Genomic DNA, 21352 nt, shown 5'->3' with positions numbered 1-21352 from the left:
AGCGAGAACAAAAAAGGCGACCGAAGCCGCCTATTTATTAAGAGTTTGACAATTACTCACTAGCAAGTTGTGCTTGTTCAACACTAATAGCAAGCTCTTTAAGCGCATCTGCGTTGGCAACACTCGGTGCATTAGTCATTAAACATGATGCTTGTGTCGTTTTCGGGAATGCGATTACGTCACGAATGTTATCTGTGCCACAAAGTAACATCACTAAGCGGTCAAGACCAAATGCCAAACCGGCATGTGGTGGCGTACCGTATTTTAGTGCATCTAACAGGAAGCCAAACTTATCTTGCTGTTCTTGCTCATTAATACCCAAAATTCTAAATGCCGTTTGTTGCATTTCATTATTATGAATACGCACAGAACCGCCACCAACTTCGTAGCCATTTAGAACCATATCGTATGCATCGGAAATAGCGCCGGCAGGGTTTGCTTCAAGCTCCGCCGCACTAATGTCTTTTGGTGCTGTGAATGGGTGGTGTACAGCATGCAGCGTGCCTTCGTCATCTTCTTCAAACATTGGGAAGTCAACAACCCAAAGCGGTGCCCATTTGTTTAAGTCTGTCAGTTCAAGGTCAAGACCAACTTTCAAACGTAACGCGCCCATCGCTTCGTTAACCACATTGCGTTTGTCAGCACCAAATAGAATGATGTCGCCTGTTTGCGCGTTGGTACGCTCAAGAAGTGCAGCGATCACTTCCTCATTTAAGAATTTAGCAATTGGTGACTGTACCCCTTCAATGCCCGCATCACGGTCGTTTACCTTCATCCATGCAAGACCTTTGGCACCATAAATACCAACAAACTTAGTGTAATCGTCAATTTGCTTACGAGAAAGCTGCGCACCGCCTGGCACTGTTAACACTGCAACACGGCCTTTTGCATCGTTTGCAGGCGCAGATAACACCTTAAACTCTACATCTTTTACAAGGTCGGCAACATCTACAAGTTCCATTGGGTTACGTAAATCAGGTTTGTCAGAGCCAAAACGACGCATCGCTTCGCTGTATGGCATGACTGGGAACTGACCCAAATCTACGTTCAGTAGCTCTTGCCACATTTGACGGATCATTTGCTCCGTCACCGCTCTTACTTGACCTGAACTCATAAACGAGGTTTCAATATCGATTTGCGTGAATTCAGGCTGGCGATCAGCACGTAGGTCTTCATCACGGAAACATTTTACGATTTGATAGTAACGGTCAAAACCCGACATCATCAGCAATTGTTTAAATAGCTGTGGTGACTGCGGAAGCGCGTAAAAGCTACCTTTGTGAACACGACTTGGCACCAAATAGTCACGCGCCCCTTCTGGCGTTGCTTTTGTTAGTACTGGTGTTTCAATGTCTAAAAAGTCATTGCTATCTAAGAAGCGACGCACAAAGCTACTTGCTTTTGCGCGTAGCTTAATGCGGTCACTCATTTCTAAACGACGTAGGTCTAGGTAACGATACTTAAGACGACGCTCTTCCGAGTTTTGCTGGTTAAAATCAAGTGGTAACGGCTCTGAGCGGTTAATGATAGTTAAGCCAGTACCTAAGATTTCAACTTCGCCAGTTGCCATATCTTTGTTAATTTGGCTATCAGGACGAGCACGAACCGTACCTTTTACTTGCACACAAAATTCTTGGCGCAACGTATTAGCTACATCCATTAACCCGTCTACTTCTGGGTCAAAAACAACTTGCACTAACCCTTCACGGTCGCGCAAATCGATAAAAATTAGGCCACCTAAATCACGGCGTTTGTTGATCCAACCGCATAGTTCTACTTCTTGTCTTACGTGACTTTTGTTTAAGTTTCCGCAATATATTGAGCGCATAGTCTTCCTGTCTCTCAGTTACACTAAGTGGTAACTGGCATTAATATGAAAAATTACCTGCGATTATATAAAAATACCCGTCTCAATGTCATCCTTCATTCTATTTAGTTTCTAAATTTCGCTAACTTTATTACACTAGCGCCATCAATTAGACTGCCCAAATACAGTTATGTTATATCTTGGCTGCCCACAATGGAGCTCAACGCACTGGAAAGGACGCTTTTTTACCAGTCATTGTCCGAATAATAAAATGCTCAGTGAATATGCGCATATTTTTAACTCGGTGGAGGGTAATACCAGCTTCTATGCAGATCCTAAACCCAGTACGATTGAAAAATGGCGTACGGACGTACCTGATAGCTTTCGTTTTACGTTTAAGATCCCCAAACGTTTTTCACATGAAATGGCACTACAAAACTGCCATCAAGGGCTCACCGCTTGGCTTACTTTGTTTGAGCCAATTTTTGATAAACTCGGCATGATAATGCTGCAATTGCCTAAATCCTGTGGACCAGAGTATTTATCAAGAATCGTTGAATTTAGTCAGTTACTGCCAAAAGAACTTTCTCTTGGTATCGAGGTACGCCATTTGGGCTTTTTTGACAAAGCGGATAATGAGCGGCGATTTAATCAATTTTTGATGGCCTACAGTTACAACCGTATTATGATGGATACCCGACCACTGTTTAGTGAGCCTGCGACAACCTCCGCAATCATTGATGCACAGCAAAAAAAACCTAAAGTCCCCTTACATGTCATAGCAACAGGTAACTCACCTGTCATACGCTATGTTGGCTGTTCTAATTTACAAGCAAACCGTGAGTTTTACGGCCCTTGGCTGAAAAAAATTAACCTATGGCTTAATGAAGGGAAAACGCCTTACGTGTTTTTTCATACTGCTGATAATTATGATGCCCCACTGCTTGCACAACAGTTTATCAATGATTTAAGTCGAGAAGACATCCAGCTAGGTGCTTTTCCAGCTCAAAAACAACCTCAGCAAACTAGCTTCCTTTAGCAGAATAGCCAACTGTTAAAAATAACAGGTTTCCAGTTAGATTAAGGGTGTGACAATGCAAGCGCTTATTAACGATAAAAGGAAATTAATATTTTGAAACTAAACAAAAAAAATATGAAGACACTATCACATGACAAACAAGTGTTACCACAAATGGTAACTCAAAAAGTTGCTGGTGGAGCTCCTGAAAAGGATACAAGATCAGACTTGCATACCTCAATAAGAGCTGCATGAAAGGGTTCTGGGGGGAACTCACGCGCGTCAGATTGTTGTATTGCTGCTATGTAATAACGACGTTTAGTAGAAGCCTTTGTAAACAGGCTTCTACTACCATCCCCCTAATGTATTTCAAACCTTTTGCTAATAGTATGGTGTTAGCTTGGGTTACTTCATTCGACTCGGTTCAAACTCTTCATATCGGGGTAGTTTTGCATCTAAATCTTCCCAGTTGGCTTTACTAGTTACAAAGTTATGAGACATAGGTCGCTCGCTAATATCTGAGTCTAAAATCCCCAAGCGCAAGCGAAGCTTTTCGGGTAAATCACTATTGGAGCTAAATAATGGCGATGCGCAGTGAACACAAAAATGGCGTCTTCTACCGGGTTTAAACTCGAAGTACTTAATATGTTCATTGCCTTTAACAATCTTTAAGTCACTCGTGTTAACAAATCCGTTAGTTGCATAAGCTGTGCCTGTGGATTTTCGACATAACGAACAGTGGCAATGAATAATATCGCTAATTTTCCCTGCTATTTGCAGTTCAACTTGTCCACATAAACAGCTTGCCTGATACATCCTGTACTCCTTGAAGTAATTCGTGTTTAGTTTTTTATGCATTATACTGCTCGCATTTATTTGTACCAGAGCTACACACATGGACTTTACACGTTATTTTGTTCACTACCCTGAAACGATTCAATCACAGATTGAACAGCTCATTACCTCAGGGCGCCTTAAACAGTATTTTGAACATAAGTACCCAAGTGCACATCAACTGCAAAACGAAAAAGCATTGTATGAGTTCACCAATGTGCTTAAGCAACGCTATTTAAAAAATGCACCAAAACTCAGTAGTGTAAAATATAAGAAGCAAGCGGATTTAGTTAAGAATGCATTGGGAACCCACACATTTAAAAGTCATCAGCATGGTGGAAAACTCAAGGCAAAACATGAAATTGCTATAGCATCACAATTAAAACAAGCGCCAGAAGCGCTATTGAAGGTACTTGTTGTTCACGAATTAGCGCACTTTAAAGAAAAAGATCACAACAAAGCATTTTATCAACTGTGCTGTCATATGGAGCCTGATTATCATCAGCTGGAGTTAGACTTGCGACTATTTCTTGTTCTGCAGGAGTTAGAGTTGAGCTTTTACTGAAGCAGGCATAAAACCCAACATACAACTAACACTCAAATAGCCACAGCGATAAACTAACCAAGCGCGTAAACAGGCACCAAAAATAAACCCAAAGGCAAACGCACTCACCAAACCAATCAAGCCAAATTGCGCTTGTAAATACCAGGCAAGTAACACTGTAACTGTGGTAGCAAACAATAACACCCATAGATTATAAAGCGGGTTGCCAATAAGCTTGATAACACTTACGGTGCTCATTCTAAGTGGTGTCACTAATTGAGCTGTGAGCAATATAACCAGCATGGTATGGCCTGACTCTAGCTCAGGCTCTTGATACAAGGCCAATAATGGGTATGCAATTAAAATCAATACACCCACAAACACCATATTACATAGCCAAAATAAACGCATTAATTGACTTATTTTTGCCTCATCTAACCGCTTTTCAAGCAACATAGGTTTTAACAGTACTGCAAATGCATTGGACAAAATAGCCATAAGTCCAGCTATTACTACTGCAGGATAAAACACACTCACCGCTTTTGGACCAAGCCAATGATGCACCAACAACACGTCAAGCTTCGCCACCAAAGCAGCCCCTGCACCGCTGGCTAATAAAGTAAGAGATGAAGTGCACCAATGTCTGGTTTTAAATTGTGGTTTATGCTGTTGTAGCAAAGGAAAAATTAAAATAAATTGCAGTATTACAACGATGCTAATGCTAAAAACCAGCGCTTTACACACCGTCGCCAAATGAAGTTGTCCGTGCTGCCAATATAAATAGGCGCAGGTTAGAGCGGTGAATATTTCAAATAAACATTGCTGGGTAAGCAAACCACGACGTTTTTTATCCAATGCCAGTAAAAGTGCAGCCTGACATTGCATGAGTGCACCAAGCGGCACAATTAAGAGTAAGTATTCCAAGTGTTCGGTGGTCAATTGATGAGGCGAAAAATAAGCATATCCAGTTATTATTGAAGCTGAAAAGATCACACCGAATATCAGCGCAACAGCTAAGTACACGCGTTTAAGCCCTTGCAGCAAAGCATAGTCTTGGCTTTTGTATAACGGGTGCGCTAAGCGCATTAAAGACGAGGAAAACCCCAAACTGGCTGGCAACAACAGTACTTCACACAGTGCCAACAACGCCGCAAAAGTGCCGAAATGTTCGGCACCCATAAACTTTGCTAACATCAGAGTCATCACCACACGACTTATATGATTGAGTCCGGTGAATGTGCTTAATGATAAGACTTGTTTGAAAACATCCATTTATTGAAAAAAACTACAGACCTAACTCCGACATAAAATCATCGTCTGCCGTATCATCGACGTTGTCTTTGGCTTTTTTATCTTCCTTTTTGGCATCTTTAGCAGCCTGACTGGCAATAATGGTGTCAGGGTCTACCGATTCAGCAATATCAAAATCATGTAATTTGATGAACTCCGTTTTATCCATCGCAAGTTCTAGATAGAAGATATTTTGATTTTGAGTTGTAAAGGTAACGCGCCTTGCTTGTGGGCGATCCATAGTGGTATCTACTGATATTTGCACTTGCTTGTTAATCGCCATCATCTTAGGTTGATTTTGGGTGATTGAGGTATGCAACTGTTCGCGCACTTTGCTTGTAAAATCGCCCACGATTTGGTTCATTAACTCTCCCATCACATTTGATACATCATCTGATAGGTGGCTGCTAGCAATTTCGTCCTCTGGCATGCCCATGTTACGCATATAATCTTGGTAAATTTCCATCGCCGCTTGCGCAGTAAAGTTAGTTACAACGAGTCCGGTAAAACCACCATCGAACAAAACAAAACAGCCAATATCTGGGCGCATACAAGTTCGGGTGATTTTTTGTACCATCGCTGAATACGCGATTTGATTTCCACTTGCTGATGACAGTACCTCAGTCACTGAACGACATAAGGTTGATAATATGTCTTCTGTACTAACCACTTTATTTTTCGTCATTATTTGTCTCTTTGCTTACTTCTTTTTATTAATAGTAGCCAAGCTACTCAATTTATCACTGACTATCCAGTATAAAATGTTAAAATAGCATGATTATTTGGCAAGAGAGATAAAATTGTGACTGGCAAAGACAGTATTTATGCCACTGAGCAACAAGTAAAAGACTTCAGCTTTGATGCCAACGTCGTTGAAGTGTTTCCTGATATGATCCAGCGCTCGGTACCGGGTTATGCAACCATTGTAAGTACCATGGGTAAACTCGCAGGGCAATATGCGCAAAGTAACTCAAACCTGTACGATTTAGGCTGTTCGCTTGGGGCGGTTACACTGAGTATGCGTCGCAACATTGCAAAAGAAAACTGTGAAATTGTCGCGGTGGATAATTCAAAGGCCATGGTTGAGCGCTGCAAAATGCACTTAAGCGGCTTTAAATCAGATGTACCGGTTAACGTGCAACTGGGTGACATTACTGAACTTGACATCGAAAATGCCAGTGTGGTTGCGATGAACTTTACTTTACAGTTTATTCCCAAAGACCAACGCGAAGCTGTTTTAACAAGCATTTATAGAGGCTTAAAGCCGGGTGGCGTTTTGCTTTTAAGCGAAAAAATTAAAGGCGAAACCGACCAACAAGATAATTTGCTTATCGACCTACATCATGATTTTAAACGTCATAATGGTTATTCTGAGCTAGAGATAAGTCAAAAACGAACAGCGATTGAAAACGTCATGCGCCCTGATCGCTTAAGTACTCACATGTCTCGATTAGAAAAGATTGGGTTTAAACAAACCCAAGTATGGTATCAATGTTTTAACTTTTGCTCACTGGTAGCAATTAAATAACGGAGCAAAAATGCATTCTTGGTTTACAGATTTTTATGCTGCCATCGCGAAAAGTCCTTTAAGTCATTGGCTGGATACACTGCCTGCGCAGCTAACGCATTGGCAAAATGAAGCCCAGCACGGTGATTGGCCGCAATGGGAAAAAGTGCTTAAAAACTTACCTGACTCAAATACAAGTCATGTGAATATTCAAGACAGGGTCGAGTTTGGTTTACCTGAAGAGCTATCTGATGGCCATAAAAAGCAGCTCACGCATTTGCTTAAACGCATGATGCCATGGCGTAAAGGTCCGTTTAATATTCACGGTATTCATATTGATACAGAGTGGCGCAGCGATTGGAAGTGGGAGCGACTTTTACCACATATCAGTGACTTACATGGCCGCACAGTGCTAGATATTGGCTGTGGTTCTGGCTATCACTTATGGCGCATGCGCGGCGCTGGTGCAAACTTTGTGGTGGGGATTGACCCTTCAGATTTATTCTTGTCTCAGTTTCAAGCGATAAAGCATTTCAACCCCGACCCAAATGTACATTTGTTACCTCTGGGGGTTGAACAACTGCCACAACTCAAAGCATTTGATACGGTATTTTCGATGGGGGTGCTTTATCATCGTCGCTCACCAATCGATTTCTTAGCCCAGCTTAAAGCACAATTGCGCGCTGGCGGTGAGTTGGTGTTAGAAACTTTGGTTATTGAAGGTGATGTAAACACCGTACTGGTACCAACGGACCGCTATGCGAAAATGCGTAACGTTTGGTTTATTCCAAGCACCGATGCACTTACGCTTTGGTTAGAACGTGTTGGCTTTAAAGACATTAAGGTAGTGAACAAAGACATTACCTCGTTAGATGAGCAGCGCCGCACCTCGTGGATGGAAACAGAGTCTTTGGCTGACTTTTTAGACCCCAATGACTCAAGCAAAACTATCGAAGGCTACCCTGCCCCTTTGCGTGCGATTCTAACCGCCACCGCATAATCACTTTTAACTTGGAGGGCACTATATCCGCCCTCCCGTATTTCCCCTAATATACTTCCACTCCCAATTTGTCATATTTCAGCTAGCCCCAAATTGCCAATTGTTGTAAAATACGCGCGTTTCTAAGCAACCCATAAATAGCAATTTTGAGGAAAACCTGTGAGCGAACAAAAACAGTCTCTTAGCTACAAAGACGCAGGCGTAGACATCGATGCGGGTAACGCATTGGTAGAGCGCATAAAAGGCGTAGTGAAAAAAACTCGCCGTCCAGAAGTAATGGGCGGAATTGGTGGTTTTGGCGCACTATGCGAACTTCCAACTGGTTACAAAGAGCCTGTATTAGTTGCTGGCACTGATGGCGTAGGCACAAAACTTCGCCTTGCTATTGATTTGAAAAAACACGATACAGTTGGTATCGACTTAGTTGCAATGTGTGTAAATGACTTAATCGTCCAAGGTGCTGAACCCCTATTTTTCTTGGACTATTACGCAACAGGTAAACTTGATGTAGATGTTGCAGCAGACGTTGTAACAGGCATTGGTAAAGGCTGTGAGTTGGCGGGTTGTGCACTTATCGGTGGTGAAACCGCTGAAATGCCTGGCATGTACGAAGGCGACGATTACGACATTGCAGGCTTTTGTACTGGTGTAGTTGAAAAATCTAAGATCATCGATGGTACTAAAGTTGCCTCAGGCGATCAGTTGATTGCTTTAGCATCAAGTGGCCCACACTCAAACGGCTATTCACTTATCCGTAAAGTACTAGAAGTATCAGGTGCTGACACAAGTTCCGCTTTTGAGGGCAAAACACTTGGCGAGCATCTACTTGAGCCAACGCGCATTTATATAAAATCTATTCTTGAACTTCTAAAAGATGTTGATGTGCACGCTCTTTCTCACATCACAGGTGGTGGTTTTTGGGAAAACATCCCTCGTGTGCTACCTGAGTCAGCAAAAGCAGTTGTAAAAGGCGATAGCTGGCAATGGCCGGCAATTTTCAACTGGCTGCAAGAAAACGGCAATATTAGCACTCACGAAATGTACCGTACATTCAACTGTGGTGTTGGCATGATCTTAGTAGTACCAGCAGATAAACTTGAGCAAAGCCTAGAAATCTTAACTGCTCAGGGTGAAAACGCATGGCATATTGGCGAAATCCAAAATGCAAATGCTGGTGAAGAGCAAGTTGAGATCATAGGTGGAAGAGCCTAATGTCTAACACTCGCTTAGTTGTATTGATCTCTGGTAGTGGTTCAAACCTACAAGCCATCATAGATGCTTGCCAGAGTAATCAAATTAAGGGCGAGATAGTTGCTGTTATTAGTAACAAAGACAAAGCATATGGCTTAACTCGCGCAGCCAACGCAGGCATACAAACGCGCGTTTTGAGCCATAAGGCATTTGCTACACGTGAAGATTATGACATTGAATTAGCATCTTTAATTGAATCTTTTGATCCAGATTTGGTTGTATTAGCTGGATTTATGCGTATTCTAACCCCAAGCTTAGTGCAAAAATTTAAGGGAAAAATGTTGAACATTCACCCTTCTTTGTTGCCTAAGTACCAAGGGCTGAACACCCATCAAAGAGCAATAGATGCAAAAGACGATGTACACGGTGTAAGCGTACACTTTGTGACTGAAGAGCTAGACGGTGGTCCGGTTGTACTGCAAGCTAAGGTGCCTATCTTAGCCGATGATACTGCCGAGACGCTGGCACAGCGGGTTCATGAACAAGAGCATATAATCTATCCTTTGGTGGTCCAGTGGTTCAGCGAACACAGACTAACTATGGAAGCAGATTATGCCGTTTTTGATAACCAACCCCTTCCAGCTCAAGGCGCAACTTACCCATAATAAAAAAATATGCGCTTGGCTACTTGGCTTAAGCGCTATTTTCTCCTGTTCACTTTTTGCCAATCCGCTTGTTCCTTACAGTGCTGAATATGAAGTTTCTCGCAAAGGTTCTGTTCAAGGTTCTGCATACCGTGAGCTAAAACAAGTTGATAATGATACCTATCAACTAAAATACCGAAGCGAAATCGAATGGATGATTTTTTCTGATGAGAGAGAAGAGACATCAACATTTAAAATGCAAGGTACACAGCCTATCCCTATGGAATATTCTATGGTTCGCACAGGTACAGGCCCTGACAAAGACTACAAAATTACTTTTGACCACAAAAACCAGGCTATCTTATCAAACCAAGAAAAGTATCCTCTAGATGTAAAATGGCTTAATGCTCAGCAAGACTTGTTGACCTATCAAGTTCAGCTTCGCAATGATCTCAAAGCAGGCAAACAAACATTTAGTTACCCTATCATCGATAAAAATGGTGATCAGCGCACCTATGACTTTACTGTCGATGGCGAAGAAACCATCACCCTACCCGTTGGTAACGTGAAGACGATTCGTATTAAACGCCTTTATGATAACGACAAGCGTCAAGCAACCGTTTGGTTAGCGCCAGAGTACGATTACATGGTGGTAAAAATGTATAAAGGAAAAGAAGGCATTGAGCAGTTTCAAGTACAGTTAACCAAGTATGAAAAGCACAACGCCCTGTAACTAAATAAATCGGTAGTTGAAGGAATTCAACTACCTTATCAAACCTAGGTGTTAAATCTTTTCGCCCATTTTAAATAGCACAAATTCACCTTCAGTCATTTTCTGCCATTGTTCATCGTTGGTCAGTGGGCGGGTAGCTATCACAGTAACCACGTCGTTGGGCGTTGTTTCCTTTTGAAAATCAACCACCATATCTGCATCTATCAGTGTTGCTTTACCAAATGGCGCTCTTCGGGTGATCCAATGCAAATTATTAGTACAATAAGCTAATACATACACGCCATCGGTCAAAAGCATATTAAATACGCCTTTTTCTCTTAGCGTATCGGCAAGCTTTGCAGCATATCTAAACACAGACGCCATATTGCTAGGACGTTTTGGATACTTTTCACGTATTTTGTCAAGTAGCCAGCAAAACGCCAATTCACTGTCGGTATTACCCACTGGCCGATAAAACTCAGGCTTTAGATCGCTATAGTTAGACAATTGACCATTGTGGGCATAAGTTATCTCCCTGCCCCACAGCTCTCGTGTGAATGGGTGAGTGTTCTCAAGGCAAACCCTGCCTCGATTACCTTGGCGAATATGGCTTATCACCGATACGCTTTTTATCGGGTATGCCTTAACCAGTTTAGCAATTTCAGATTGGCAGCTAGGCTCTGGGTCTTTAAACGTTCTGCACCCTTTACCTTCATAAAAAGTGATACCCCAGCCATCTTTATGCGGCCCAGTGTTACCACCACGCTCTAAAAGCCCTGAAAAACTAAAACAAATATCTGTTGGGACATTCGCCGACATGCCCAATAGCTCACACATTAAATAAAACCCCTTTAAAAACGAAAGAAAACACCAACCATTAGACTTTACTTGGGACATATTTGGCAGGCGTTGGTTACATTGCGCTTATTATTATGCGTAACACAAAAGCATTATCGCTCACTCGACTGATGTCGTAAATATAACAGTCTATTAAAAATAAGGTTTAACCGAGGTTAGCATAGGGAAGAAGCTATTGGCATGAGCAAATCAAATATACTCACTTGTAAAAAAGGGCATGTAAACATGCCCTTTCATCGCTTACGCCATTATCAAGAAGCCGATAAATGCGATTACGGCGGCTATTAATGCATAAGGAAGCTGTGTCACTGCGTGGCTAATTAGATTACACCCAGAGCCTTGCGCGGCTAGTACTGTTGAATCTGAATAGAAACACGCTTGGCTACCAAATGACGAGGCTGATAGTAACGCACCAATCACCAGTGGGATATCAGCATTAACTGCGACAGCCAGCGGCATCACAATCGGTATTGTCACCGCAAAGATGCCCCAGCTAGAGCCAGTTGCAAAGGCTAATATTGCCATTGAGAGAAATACCATTGCAGGTAGCAACTGAGCCGTCATGTAAGGACTAAGAGAGTCAATTACAAAGCGCGGTAGCATAAGCTGATCACAGACATCTTTAAAGATAAATGCAGCTATCACCGTACCTATCGCTGGCAACATACACTTAAAGCCATCAATCATTTGCTCTAGCATCTGAGCAAGGGTCATTAGTCTTTGTACTAAATAAAATGGCACAGTCACAGCTAGAGTAGCGAGTAGCCCCTTCCAAACATCAATGTCAAAGTAAACGGTAAAGGCAACTAACAAGGTGATAGGCACAAGAAAGTTGTACAACTTACCTTGCTCATCGGCATGTTCAAACTCATGCTCAATGGCTTTTGCGGCGTAATCATCGGGTGTATGTACTTGCTCAAAATCCACTTGCTCTAACGCAGGTTGTCCCTTCTCAACTGCAGCTTCTGCTTTTTTCATAGCACCAACAAGGGGGATAACGCCTAATACAACCAGTGGCACCATCAACACCGCAACCCATGCATACAACATATAAGGTATTGCTTGAATATAAGTACTGATCCCCTGTCCTTGCTCTGCGACCCCATTGTCGACCAATAAGCCACCAAAGAATACCGCCCAAGTAGAGAGTGGCACCAACACACAAATAGGCGCTGCAGTTGAGTCGACCACATAGGCAAGCATCTCGCGTGATACTTTAAACTTGTCTGTTACCCTGCGCATCGTTTCACCAACCGTTAGCGCATTAAGGTAATCATCAATAAAAATGACTACGCCTAAAAAGTAAGTCATCAGTAATGACGATTTGCGCCCTTTTGCAAGCTTTAAAGCGTTTTGACCAAATGCAAGTGCCCCGCCGGTGCGCACTAATAAAGCGATCAGCGCACCAAAGCTACCACACACAAGTATTAACCAGCCGATGGTCTCATCTGCCATGACTTTCAAAGAGGTTTCGGAAAACTTTGCGAGTATCTCTGATGGGTTAATTAACGCTAAGCCAACCAATGCACCAATTACAAGTGCAAGTATTGGCCGACGAAGCAGCACAGCAAGTGTGAGTACAACAATAGGTGGAATAACACTGATAACACTAGGCTCTAACATTAGACACTTTCCCAATATTACGATTTATATAGTTGAGAGTTAAAAGCGCTATCTATAAGTGCTATAGGCGCGCAAGTCTGCTTAATTGGGTTAACCGACGCTTAGTATGGCCCTTATTGAAACATCAGCGAGAAAATAAACAGGAAAGTCGCCGAGGTCAATTTCTTTTTAATCAAAAATAACTTTTTTTACTTATCGCTATGAGGAGGTACCTCTTAGCAACGTTTTATCAGCTTATTATAAAAGCTACTAACTACATAAAATCGCTACTTTTCTATTTCTCAACATAGAGTTAAATGCAAAAAAACGATACCAAGCAATAATCATAATTCTAACTCTTTACGAGCAAATAATTTCGTTTTTCAAGTTGTTTTTTTTAGTTTAAAAAGTGCTTGTCCAATTAACTTAAGGCAAAAAAAATGAAAAACACATTACTCGGTATGGTTGCAGCTTTAACTTTCGTTGCAACAAGTAGCCTAGCTGATGAAAATGCTGTTGCACCTCAAGAGTTAGTACAAGAGTTCACACAAATGTGCTTAGAGTGGGCAAATGACGATGGCGTGGAAGCAAAAGATCTTAAAAAATATGTTTTAGACTGTGTGAACGATGAGCTTACAAGCAGCAATTACCAGACAGTATCAAGCGTTGAGTTTTAATAAAACGACAAGTAAAACCTCATTCATACTTCAATAAAAAGCCGGGTTTCCCCGGCTTTTTTTATTCCTTTTTCTTTTTCGACGCTTTGCTTTCTTCGACCCATTTGCCCTTTTCATAGGTAGCCTTCCAGCCAGTCGCTTTACCATCTACCTCAGTCATCACATACTGACTTTTGGTTTTGCGCGAATAGCGAACAACGGCCAAATTTCCATCTTCGTCTTTTTCTGGCGCATCGGCTAGATAATAGAATTTTGGAGATAGTCTATCTCTGAAACGCTTCAGTTCAGCTACCTTTGGCGCACGGGTTTCTCGAGATTTCGGGAAGGTGTGTGCCGCCAAGAAAATACCAGACGCACCATCACGTAGTACAAAGTACGCGTCTGATTTTTCACACTCTAGCTCAGGTAAGTGCACCGGATCTTCTTTTGGTGGCGCAGGTTCCCCATTTTTAAGCAGTTTACGTGTGTTTTTACACTCATCGTTACTGCATCCAAAGTATTTACCAAAGCGTCCTGACTTAAGCTCCATATCTGAGCCGCACTTATCACACTCGATAATGGGTCCATCATAACCTTTAATCTTAAAAGTGCCCGTTTCAACAACATAGCCCTTACATGCAGGGTTATTACCACACACATGCAACTTGCGCGTTTCATCTATTAGATAGGAGTCCATCGCGGTTTCACACAACGGACAACGCTTCATTTGCATTAAAGTTTCGGTTTCAACATCTTCAACGTCAGCTGCAATCGCCTCATCACCTGAGACTAAGTTCATGGTGGTTGTGCAACGCTCTTTTGGTGGCAAGTTATAACCTGTACACCCTAAGAACACACCTGTCGATGCTGTACGAATACCCATTTTACGATTACAAGTCGGGCAGTCAATGTCTGTTTCAACCATGACATTTTGGCGCATACCGCCATGTTCTTCATCAGAGGATGCAACCTCTAACTGCTTAGAGAAGTTATCGTAAAACTTGTCTAGAACCTGAGTCCAAACACGTTCACCAGCTGCGATGTCATCCAGTCGATTTTCCATTTTTGCAGTAAAGTCGAAGTTCATTAAATCATTAAAGTTTTCGACTAATCGATCGGTAACGATTTCACCCATTTTTTCAGCAAAAAAGCGACGATTTTCAACGCGAACATAGCCTCTATCTTGAATCGTTGAAATGATTGAAGCGTACGTTGATGGACGACCGATACCACGCTTTTCAAGCTCTTTTACTAAGCTCGCCTCGCTAAAACGTGCCGGTGGCTTAGTAAAGTGTTGTTTAGGGTCAAGTGCAACTAAATCAATGACATCACCCACGGCAACAGCAGGTAAAGATTGATCTTCTTCGTTTTTCTTACGAATAGAAGGCTGAACCTTAGTCCAACCATCAAAGCGCATCACGCGACCTTTCGCTTTTAGCGTATAGTCTTGGGCACCTACAGTTAGCGTCGTTAAGTCGTACTCTGCAGGTGTCATTTGACACGCAACAAACTGACGCCAGATTAGCTCATAGAGCTTTTTAGCATCTGCATCTACACCTTCAACATGGCCTGATAATACTTTTACATCAGATGGACGGATCGCTTCGTGCGCCTCTTGGGCGTTTTCTTTTGCACTGTATTTAATCGGATTAGCTGGTAAATACTTATCGCCAAATTGCTCGGTGATATAGTCTCGACACATCGCAAGCGCATCGTTCGACAAGTTAGTCGAGTCAGTACGCATATAAGTAATGTAACCCGCTTCATACAAACGCTGTGCAAGCATCATGGTTTTTTTAACGCCATAGCCTAAACGGGTACTTGCTGCCTGCTGCATTGTTGACGTAATAAATGGTGCACTTGGCTTACTCTTGCTCGGCTTTTCTTCAACCTTAACAACTTTATAGTCACAGTGTTCAAGCGCCTTGACCGCAGTCATGGCTTGTTCTTCAGTGACAGGCTTAAATGCATTGCCTTGATACTTCGTCACTTCTAAACGAATTGGTTGTTTTTTAGCGGTTACATCAGCATGAATATCCCAAAATTCTTCAGGGATAAAAGCTTTGATCTCTCTTTCGCGTTCAACAAGCAAGCGTACAGCCACGGACTGAACTCGCCCAGCAGATAAGCCTCTGGCGACTTTTTGCCAAAGTAGCGGGGATACCATAAAACCAACAACACGGTCTAAGAAACGACGTGCCTGTTGCGCATACACCATGTCTGTATTCAGTTGCCCTGGTGTTTCAAATGCTTGTTGGATAGCGTTTTTAGTGATTTCGTTAAAGACTACGCGCTTATACTTTTGCGGCTCTCCGCCAATGATCTGCTCAAGGTGCCATGCAATGGCCTCCCCCTCTCTATCCAAATCGGTTGCGAGATAGATATGGTCGGCGTTTTCAGCAAGTTTTTTAAGCTCTTGTACTACCTTTTCTTTACCTGGTAGTACCTCGTAATGAGGTTCCCAGCCTTTCTCTGGGTCAATCCCCATACGCGCGACTAAGTTAGCGTAGTCTTTCTTCTTTTTGTATATGGCTTTTTCTTCAGGCGACATTTTTCTGACTTCAGCAGGACTTTTTGTTGCCAAGCCTTTTGTCTTTCCTGCACCTGAAGTAGGTAAGTCACGCACATGTCCAACACTGGACTTGACGATATAATCCTTACCTAAATATTTATTAATTGTTTTTGCCTTAGCGGGAGACTCTACAATTACTAGCGATTTGCCCATAGCTGCCTATTTTGACCCATCTTGTCTGAGTTTTTGCCCGTCTTGGGCGACTAATATTTATAGGTATATCTACAAACACCTATTGTTACAAGCTTTAAATACAATCTTTTAGCTGTTTAATGATTAATTACACAATTGTTGTTGCTATTTTAAGCAAAAAGTACAAAGCCAAATTTAAGCAGCGCAATATAATGGAAACAATACAAAAATGCCAACCCAGAGGTTGGCATTTTTATGTTTCATTTATTAGCCTGCATCTTTTATCGGTAGTGTAACTGCCGTTACAACCCCCTTCGGCGTATTGAATATAAAGGATACAGCGCCTTCTTCTTTTTGGTTAGCTTCCAACTCTCGTGAAATAGTAAACTTGATACTTGATGCACTTTTGATATTTAGATTGGGTATTACAACATCAGAAACACCTGTGTATAAGCCATTATCTGCGCTAATTGCTATTTCAGTACCTTGTGGTAATGGGTTGTTATTTACATCACTATAAAATAATTCAATGTCGGCTTTTGTGATTGTTTGTACCGTGCTTGTGCCAAAGTTAACTTCAGTTACATCACAGTATAAATCTGACCCTGACGCCTCTATATCAAGCGCTACGATCCCACCTATAACTACGTCACTGCAAGAGCTAGATACAACCGCGTTATTACCAAGCTGTGCTCCCTTTTTAATCGCAAAACGATAAACAGGTACACTGCCTGACATAATAATTTCTGCACTGTCAAATACATCAATTATTGACTTGGTACACTGCCCAGAACTTTGTTGTGCAACTGTACAACTTAGTCCGTTATATTTACCGTCTCTGTCGGTAAAAGCACCATCGCCATTACCATCCCACAGCTTTTCAAAATGACCTGCATTGGTATTAAGCGGTGAGCACGGATTAGCTGTGCTGCTCGGTAAACAGTTAATACCTTCATAATTACCGTTCTCGTTGTCATCTCTAAACGCTTCTGGCACATCATAAACAAGGCTAAATTCATTACTATCGAACAGGCCATTACCGTTAACATCATTGAAGTTTTCTTCACCATCAGTAATAGCGATTAATGTTGCCCGACCTGCCAGAGGCACACCTTCAGGATCGTTGGCCGCATTCAAAATACCACCAATACAAGGTGCGGCTTTGGGCTCAGAAGGTGCCGAGGTGTTTGCTGAGTACAAATCACAATTACGAGTACTTTCTAAAACCGAAGCATTTATTTGATTATTACCCACGTTTAAAATTTGTTGGTGTGAAGGGTTAGAGTTGCCCTGCCCGATAAGGAATGACTTTTTCGCCGCATACAATTTTTTAGGGTTATATGAATCAACCCTGTTGCCCCAATAATTTGTTGAACACTCCACCTGATTTGGCTTATTACAATCAATTGGACTGCGCGGATCGCTTGACGGTTTATTGGTCACAAATGGAATGATATTTTGGCTGACCCAAGTTGCACTGCAACGACCATCCGTTGTTTCACACTCAAGCTCGGCATTAAATTGCGTACCATCAACCGTACCCACAGCTCCACCTTCGGCGCTGATGTAAACTTTGGTGCCATCGTGCACAAAGTTGCCGTATCTGTCGGCAACATTAACTGTTATTGGCACTTCTTGATTGCTAAAGCTGAGCGTTTCCGTATTAAGTGTTCCAACCGATAAAGACATGGTTGAGTTAACAGGTAAGCCACTGGTCACACTTAAGCGGCTTGAAACAGACATAATTGCTTCATCTTGAGGTACTAGACTGATAGACCCCGTTTGACAACCCGCAGGCTTATCCTCCACATTACAGGCGTCATAGCGCTCCTGCCAACACGTAACCTCATCGCTGTTATTAGCTGGGATCAACTCTGCAGGAATAAAACAAGCTTGCACAACAAAGCTCGATGAAACATTACCAGCGCTCACGATTACTTTCGCTTCACCTTGAGAATCAGTACGTACACTACTTGGAACAAGCGTTGCGTCACTGTGCTTCGCTCTTAATCTGAAATCGATTCTCTGATTTGCAGCACCACCACTTAAGCTGTTAATGAGCTTAAAGGTAAGCTCTGAAGACTCTTTACGCTGCGGGCCACCTGTGCCTTTTAGCGCTAACAAGCTCTCGGTAGCGTCAACAAATTCAATTGACTGCGGTTTTGCGGGAGACACAGGAATGATTACCTGCTCAGTGACCGAGTTGCCCCCTTTAGAGATAGTAACCGATACGGTATCTCCCGTTGCGATATCACACCCTAGATTCTTATAGGTCGAATAAGCAATACCACCTACGCTGGTTGCGTTGGCATCAACCTGTGCTTTGTTGCCCTCTGCGCACCCTGACGAAAATGCCACATCTAACGGGGTTGTAACATAAGCGCCATTTTGATCGCGAATTTCTACCGTTAACAACGTAGTTTCTCCGGCACCAAGCGCTATATCATTACCTTGTGAATCTTTATTCAAACCGTTATCAACGCTGAGCGATAAATCTTCTGCGCCACTGGTAAACGCAAAAGTGGCTGAAACTTCATTAAACGTTGCGGTTAACTGACCAGCTCCGCCTTGCAGCGGGGGACGAAATTTAAATAATGCAAAACCAAAGTTGTCTGTTACGCTCTTTTCGCCAGATAATATTGTTCCTATATCTGCCGATAAATTAACTAGCGCACCAGAAATACCTTGACCTGACTTAGTGCTTGATGCACCAACTAATACATCAACTTCTGCAATCGCATCGATCTTATTCGTCTGAGTACAGCGTGAAGCAAGCGCATCTAACGACACGGTATCACGCTCACTTTCCCAACCTGCTGGGCAGTTAGCCAGCACTTTAATGTTTAATTTGGTACTGTCATCTTCTATATCCGCTTCATCTCCTGATGAGTAAAATACAGTTTTGCTAGTGACAATATCACCTTCGCTTGGAGTATAAGTTGCGATAACCTCACCCCAGCCGCGACTTTCGCCACTTTCGATGGTAATAGTTGCAATACCGTCAGAGTTAGTTGCACCGGTGCCAGCCTCAGGGCTTAGACGTCCTGAGTGGTTTAATTGAAATTCTATTAGTTTGCCGCTTAAAGGCTGATTGCCCTGAGTAAGCTTTGCCGTTACAACACCAGCTCGACCTTGCGCTATTGGGTAATTTTCATCAAAAGCTGTACCTTGACCGTCAGCAACTGAAATAGTGAAGGTAATATCGCCATTAGTACCGGAAGAAGTACCATCACCGTTATTCGTTTTTTCAATTGTTCCACCGCCACCACAGGCAGTAAGTACCACACTTAGCAAGATTGTGCTAAACCAACGTATCAAAGGCATCAACCTCTCTCCCTAGCATATTTAAAGCTGAATTTTCTCTCATACTACCTTAGAAAGTGCCAAAAAATCACAGTTTTTTCTTATTTCTCACCGATTTTTTTTGCCAAAATTAACCATCCTGTTAGGCTATGCAGATCGATTGACGCAAATCAGTTAAAACTTTAAATATGCAAAAAAATAATAAGATGAGTTTAACAACTCGGATCATGCTTGGCATGGTGCTTGGGATTGTACTTGGTTTATCATTACAAGCCCTTTTTTCAGGTCAAGCTGAATTCCTTATTCCATTAGGTCTTTTCGACTTTCCAGTTAAGAGCTTTTTAGTTGATGGCTTATTTCATGTCGGCGGGCAAATATTCATCGCCAGCTTAAAGATGCTTGTTGTTCCTTTGGTTTTTATCTCTTTAGTGTGTGGTACATGTAGTTTAAGCGACCCTAAAAAATTAGGCCGTTTGGGTGGTAAGTCTATTGGCCTATATCTATTGACCACGGCAATTGCAATTACCGTCGCGATTACGCTTGCTTTGATCGTTGCTCCTGGAGAAGGTCAAGTCATCCCAACAGATGCAAACTTTGAAGCACAACAAGCACCAACGCTTGCTCAAGTCATTATCAATATGTTCCCAACCAACCCGATCAATGCGATGGCTGCAGGCAATATGCTACAGGTTATTGTGTTTGCTTTGCTGTTTGGTATTGCTATGGCGTTATCTGGAGAGCGAGGCAAGCGCGTTGCAAATATGTTTGATGATTTGAATGTAGTTGTACTGAAGTTAGTCACCCTTTTAATGAATTTAGCGCCATATGGCGTATTTTGCTTAATGGCAAAATTATTTACCACCATTGAAATGGGTCTGATTGTTAGCCTAGGTAAATACTTCTGTGTGGTATTGGCCGCGCTATTTATTCATGCATTCATCAATTACTCAATTATTCTCAAAGTACTCACAGGCTTAAGTCCGATTACTTTCTTACTAAAAATGAAAGATGCCTGTATGTTTGCATTTAGCACCTCAAGCTCAAGTGCCACCATGCCGGTAACCCTTGAAACTGCAACTAAAAAGCTAGGTGCACACAACTCTGTCGCCTCTTTCACGGTGCCTTTGGGAGCAACCATTAATATGGACGGCACGGCTATTATGCAAGGTGTCGCGACGGTGTTTATCGCTCAAGTATTTGCCGTTGATTTAAGCATTACTGATTATTTGATGGTGATTTTAACTGCAACGTTAGCTTCTGTGGGAACCGCTGGTGTACCGGGTGTAGGACTCATCATGCTTGCCATGGTACTTAATCAAGTAGGCCTGCCTGTTGAAGGAATCGCAATCATAATCGGCGTAGACAGATTACTCGATATGACGCGCACGGCCGTGAATGTAACGGGCGACTGTATGGTTACCTGTATTGTGGCTAAATCTGAAAAAGAGTTCGACTTAGACGTGTTCAACGACCCTGATGCTGCTAAAGAGTTAGAAGAAAAGACCTCATTATAATTTCAAAATATGAAAAAGCCCGCATTTATAGCGGGCTTTTTTGTGACTATTGTCTCGTCCTGAAATGTGTTTACACATTTAGGACTTATTATGACAAGTACAGATAAACAAAGAATTAAACGAACACAAAGAGATTATACCCTAGGCTTTAAATTAGCCGTGGTTGAG

17 protein-coding genes are annotated in these 21352 nt (G+C 42.3%); 9 read left to right on the top strand and 8 right to left on the bottom strand.

All coding sequences use genetic code 11. From position 1 onward, the window contains the following. Positions 1–52: 52 nt before the first annotated feature. A complete protein-coding gene (gene aspS / locus HC733_RS09165) occupies positions 53–1828 on the bottom strand; it encodes an aspartate--tRNA ligase (RefSeq protein ID WP_190364750.1) in 1776 nt (591 codons plus the stop codon). Between the two features lie 169 nt (positions 1829–1997). Here aspS and HC733_RS09160 point away from each other — a divergent pair, with 169 nt between their 5' ends. Then, positions 1998–2846, top strand: a complete 849-nt coding sequence (locus HC733_RS09160; RefSeq protein ID WP_190364749.1) for a DUF72 domain-containing protein — start codon at positions 1998–2000, stop codon at positions 2844–2846. A 384-nt stretch (positions 2847–3230) separates the two neighbouring features. Here HC733_RS09160 and HC733_RS09155 read toward each other — a convergent pair whose 3' ends face one another. Then, positions 3231–3641 carry a GFA family protein gene (locus tag HC733_RS09155; protein ID WP_190364748.1) on the bottom strand — a complete coding sequence of 137 codons (411 nt, stop codon included), beginning with the start codon at positions 3639–3641 and terminating at the stop codon, positions 3231–3233. Between the two features lie 79 nt (positions 3642–3720). On the opposite strand from HC733_RS09155, the gene HC733_RS09150 reads away from it, so the two are divergent. Continuing rightward, positions 3721–4224, top strand: a complete 504-nt coding sequence (locus HC733_RS09150) for a M48 metallopeptidase family protein (RefSeq protein WP_190364747.1) — start codon at positions 3721–3723, stop codon at positions 4222–4224. Here HC733_RS09150 and HC733_RS09145 read toward each other — a convergent pair. Together HC733_RS09145 and HC733_RS09140 are read right to left on the bottom strand one after the other, a co-directional pair. Next, positions 4204–5475 (bottom strand): oligosaccharide flippase family protein, encoded by a 1272-nt coding sequence (locus HC733_RS09145; protein WP_190364746.1) that lies wholly within the window; start codon positions 5473–5475, stop codon positions 4204–4206. The genes HC733_RS09150 and HC733_RS09145 overlap by 21 nt on opposite strands. Before the next feature lie 13 nt (positions 5476–5488). Next, a complete protein-coding gene (locus HC733_RS09140) occupies positions 5489–6178 on the bottom strand; it encodes a DUF3334 family protein (RefSeq protein WP_190364745.1) in 690 nt (229 codons plus the stop codon). 117 nt (positions 6179–6295) lie between these two features. Here HC733_RS09140 and cmoA point away from each other — a divergent pair, with 117 nt between their 5' ends. From cmoA to HC733_RS09115, 5 genes are all read left to right on the top strand, one after another. After that, on the top strand, positions 6296–7021 hold the full coding sequence (gene cmoA / locus HC733_RS09135; protein ID WP_190364744.1) for a carboxy-S-adenosyl-L-methionine synthase CmoA: 726 nt from the start codon (positions 6296–6298) through the stop codon (positions 7019–7021). Positions 7022–7031: 10 nt separating this feature from the next. Continuing rightward, positions 7032–8000 carry a tRNA 5-methoxyuridine(34)/uridine 5-oxyacetic acid(34) synthase CmoB gene (cmoB, locus tag HC733_RS09130; RefSeq protein WP_190364743.1) on the top strand — a complete coding sequence of 323 codons (969 nt, stop codon included), beginning with the start codon at positions 7032–7034 and terminating at the stop codon, positions 7998–8000. Between the two features lie 159 nt (positions 8001–8159). Then, a complete protein-coding gene (purM, locus tag HC733_RS09125; RefSeq protein WP_190364742.1) occupies positions 8160–9212 on the top strand; it encodes a phosphoribosylformylglycinamidine cyclo-ligase in 1053 nt (350 codons plus the stop codon). Beyond that, positions 9212–9856, top strand: coding sequence for a phosphoribosylglycinamide formyltransferase (purN, locus tag HC733_RS09120; RefSeq protein WP_190364741.1), 645 nt, complete (start codon positions 9212–9214; stop codon positions 9854–9856). Before purM ends, purN begins: the two co-directional genes overlap by 1 nt. Further along, positions 9804–10568, top strand: coding sequence for a DUF3108 domain-containing protein (locus HC733_RS09115; RefSeq protein WP_190364740.1), 765 nt, complete (start codon positions 9804–9806; stop codon positions 10566–10568). The genes purN and HC733_RS09115 overlap by 53 nt, the downstream gene beginning before the upstream one ends. A gap of 51 nt (positions 10569–10619) precedes the next feature. On the opposite strand, the gene HC733_RS09110 is transcribed toward HC733_RS09115, so the two are convergent. Both HC733_RS09110 and HC733_RS09105 read right to left on the bottom strand, forming a co-directional pair. Continuing rightward, entirely contained in the window at positions 10620–11384 is a 765-nt protein-coding gene (locus tag HC733_RS09110) for a class II glutamine amidotransferase (RefSeq protein ID WP_190364739.1), read from the bottom strand. Between the two features lie 261 nt (positions 11385–11645). Continuing rightward, complete coding sequence (locus HC733_RS09105; protein WP_190364738.1) at positions 11646–13028, bottom strand: Na+/H+ antiporter NhaC family protein; 1383 nt, start codon at positions 13026–13028, stop codon at positions 11646–11648. A 419-nt stretch (positions 13029–13447) separates the two neighbouring features. Here HC733_RS09105 and HC733_RS09100 point away from each other — a divergent pair, with 419 nt between their 5' ends. Then, positions 13448–13684 (top strand): hypothetical protein, encoded by a 237-nt coding sequence (locus HC733_RS09100; RefSeq protein WP_190364737.1) that lies wholly within the window; start codon positions 13448–13450, stop codon positions 13682–13684. A 61-nt stretch (positions 13685–13745) separates the two neighbouring features. On the opposite strand, the gene topA is transcribed toward HC733_RS09100, so the two are convergent. Both topA and HC733_RS09090 read right to left on the bottom strand, forming a co-directional pair. Further along, the gene (gene topA / locus HC733_RS09095) at positions 13746–16388 is read right to left on the bottom strand and encodes a type I DNA topoisomerase (RefSeq protein WP_190364736.1); all 2643 of its coding nucleotides are present in this window, start codon (positions 16386–16388) and stop codon (positions 13746–13748) included. A 246-nt stretch (positions 16389–16634) separates the two neighbouring features. Beyond that, complete coding sequence (locus HC733_RS09090) at positions 16635–19691, bottom strand: hypothetical protein (RefSeq protein WP_190364735.1); 3057 nt, start codon at positions 19689–19691, stop codon at positions 16635–16637. Positions 19692–19858: 167 nt separating this feature from the next. On the opposite strand from HC733_RS09090, the gene HC733_RS09085 reads away from it, so the two are divergent. Continuing rightward, entirely contained in the window at positions 19859–21184 is a 1326-nt protein-coding gene (locus tag HC733_RS09085) for a dicarboxylate/amino acid:cation symporter (protein ID WP_190364734.1), read from the top strand. The last annotated feature ends 168 nt before the right edge of the window (positions 21185–21352 follow it).

Source organism: Pseudoalteromonas sp. S16_S37 (genome assembly GCF_014694405.1).
In the GTDB taxonomy this organism is placed as follows: domain Bacteria; phylum Pseudomonadota; class Gammaproteobacteria; order Enterobacterales; family Alteromonadaceae; genus Pseudoalteromonas.
This window is presented reverse-complemented; position numbering and strand designations above follow the sequence as displayed.

Bases quoted from the DNA above. Each gene is read 5' to 3' on its own strand.
- HC733_RS09140 (WP_190364745.1), bottom strand. From the start codon at position 6,178: ATGACGAAAAATAAAGTGGTTAGTACAGAAGACATATTATCAACCTTA.
- topA (WP_190364736.1), bottom strand. From the start codon at position 16,388: ATGGGCAAATCGCTAGTAATTGTAGAGTCTCCCGCTAAGGCAAAAACA.
- HC733_RS09085 (WP_190364734.1), top strand. From the start codon at position 19,859: ATGCAAAAAAATAATAAGATGAGTTTAACAACTCGGATCATGCTTGGC.
- HC733_RS09105 (WP_190364738.1), bottom strand. From the start codon at position 13,028: ATGTTAGAGCCTAGTGTTATCAGTGTTATTCCACCTATTGTTGTACTC.
- HC733_RS09110 (WP_190364739.1), bottom strand. From the start codon at position 11,384: ATGTGTGAGCTATTGGGCATGTCGGCGAATGTCCCAACAGATATTTGT.
- HC733_RS09155 (WP_190364748.1), bottom strand. From the start codon at position 3,641: ATGTATCAGGCAAGCTGTTTATGTGGACAAGTTGAACTGCAAATAGCA.
- purN (WP_190364741.1), top strand. From the start codon at position 9,212: ATGTCTAACACTCGCTTAGTTGTATTGATCTCTGGTAGTGGTTCAAAC.
- HC733_RS09115 (WP_190364740.1), top strand. From the start codon at position 9,804: ATGCCGTTTTTGATAACCAACCCCTTCCAGCTCAAGGCGCAACTTACC.
- HC733_RS09100 (WP_190364737.1), top strand. From the start codon at position 13,448: ATGAAAAACACATTACTCGGTATGGTTGCAGCTTTAACTTTCGTTGCA.
- HC733_RS09090 (WP_190364735.1), bottom strand. From the start codon at position 19,691: ATGCCTTTGATACGTTGGTTTAGCACAATCTTGCTAAGTGTGGTACTT.
- aspS (WP_190364750.1), bottom strand. From the start codon at position 1,828: ATGCGCTCAATATATTGCGGAAACTTAAACAAAAGTCACGTAAGACAA.
- HC733_RS09145 (WP_190364746.1), bottom strand. From the start codon at position 5,475: ATGGATGTTTTCAAACAAGTCTTATCATTAAGCACATTCACCGGACTC.
- HC733_RS09160 (WP_190364749.1), top strand. From the start codon at position 1,998: ATGTTATATCTTGGCTGCCCACAATGGAGCTCAACGCACTGGAAAGGA.
- cmoB (WP_190364743.1), top strand. From the start codon at position 7,032: ATGCATTCTTGGTTTACAGATTTTTATGCTGCCATCGCGAAAAGTCCT.
- HC733_RS09150 (WP_190364747.1), top strand. From the start codon at position 3,721: ATGGACTTTACACGTTATTTTGTTCACTACCCTGAAACGATTCAATCA.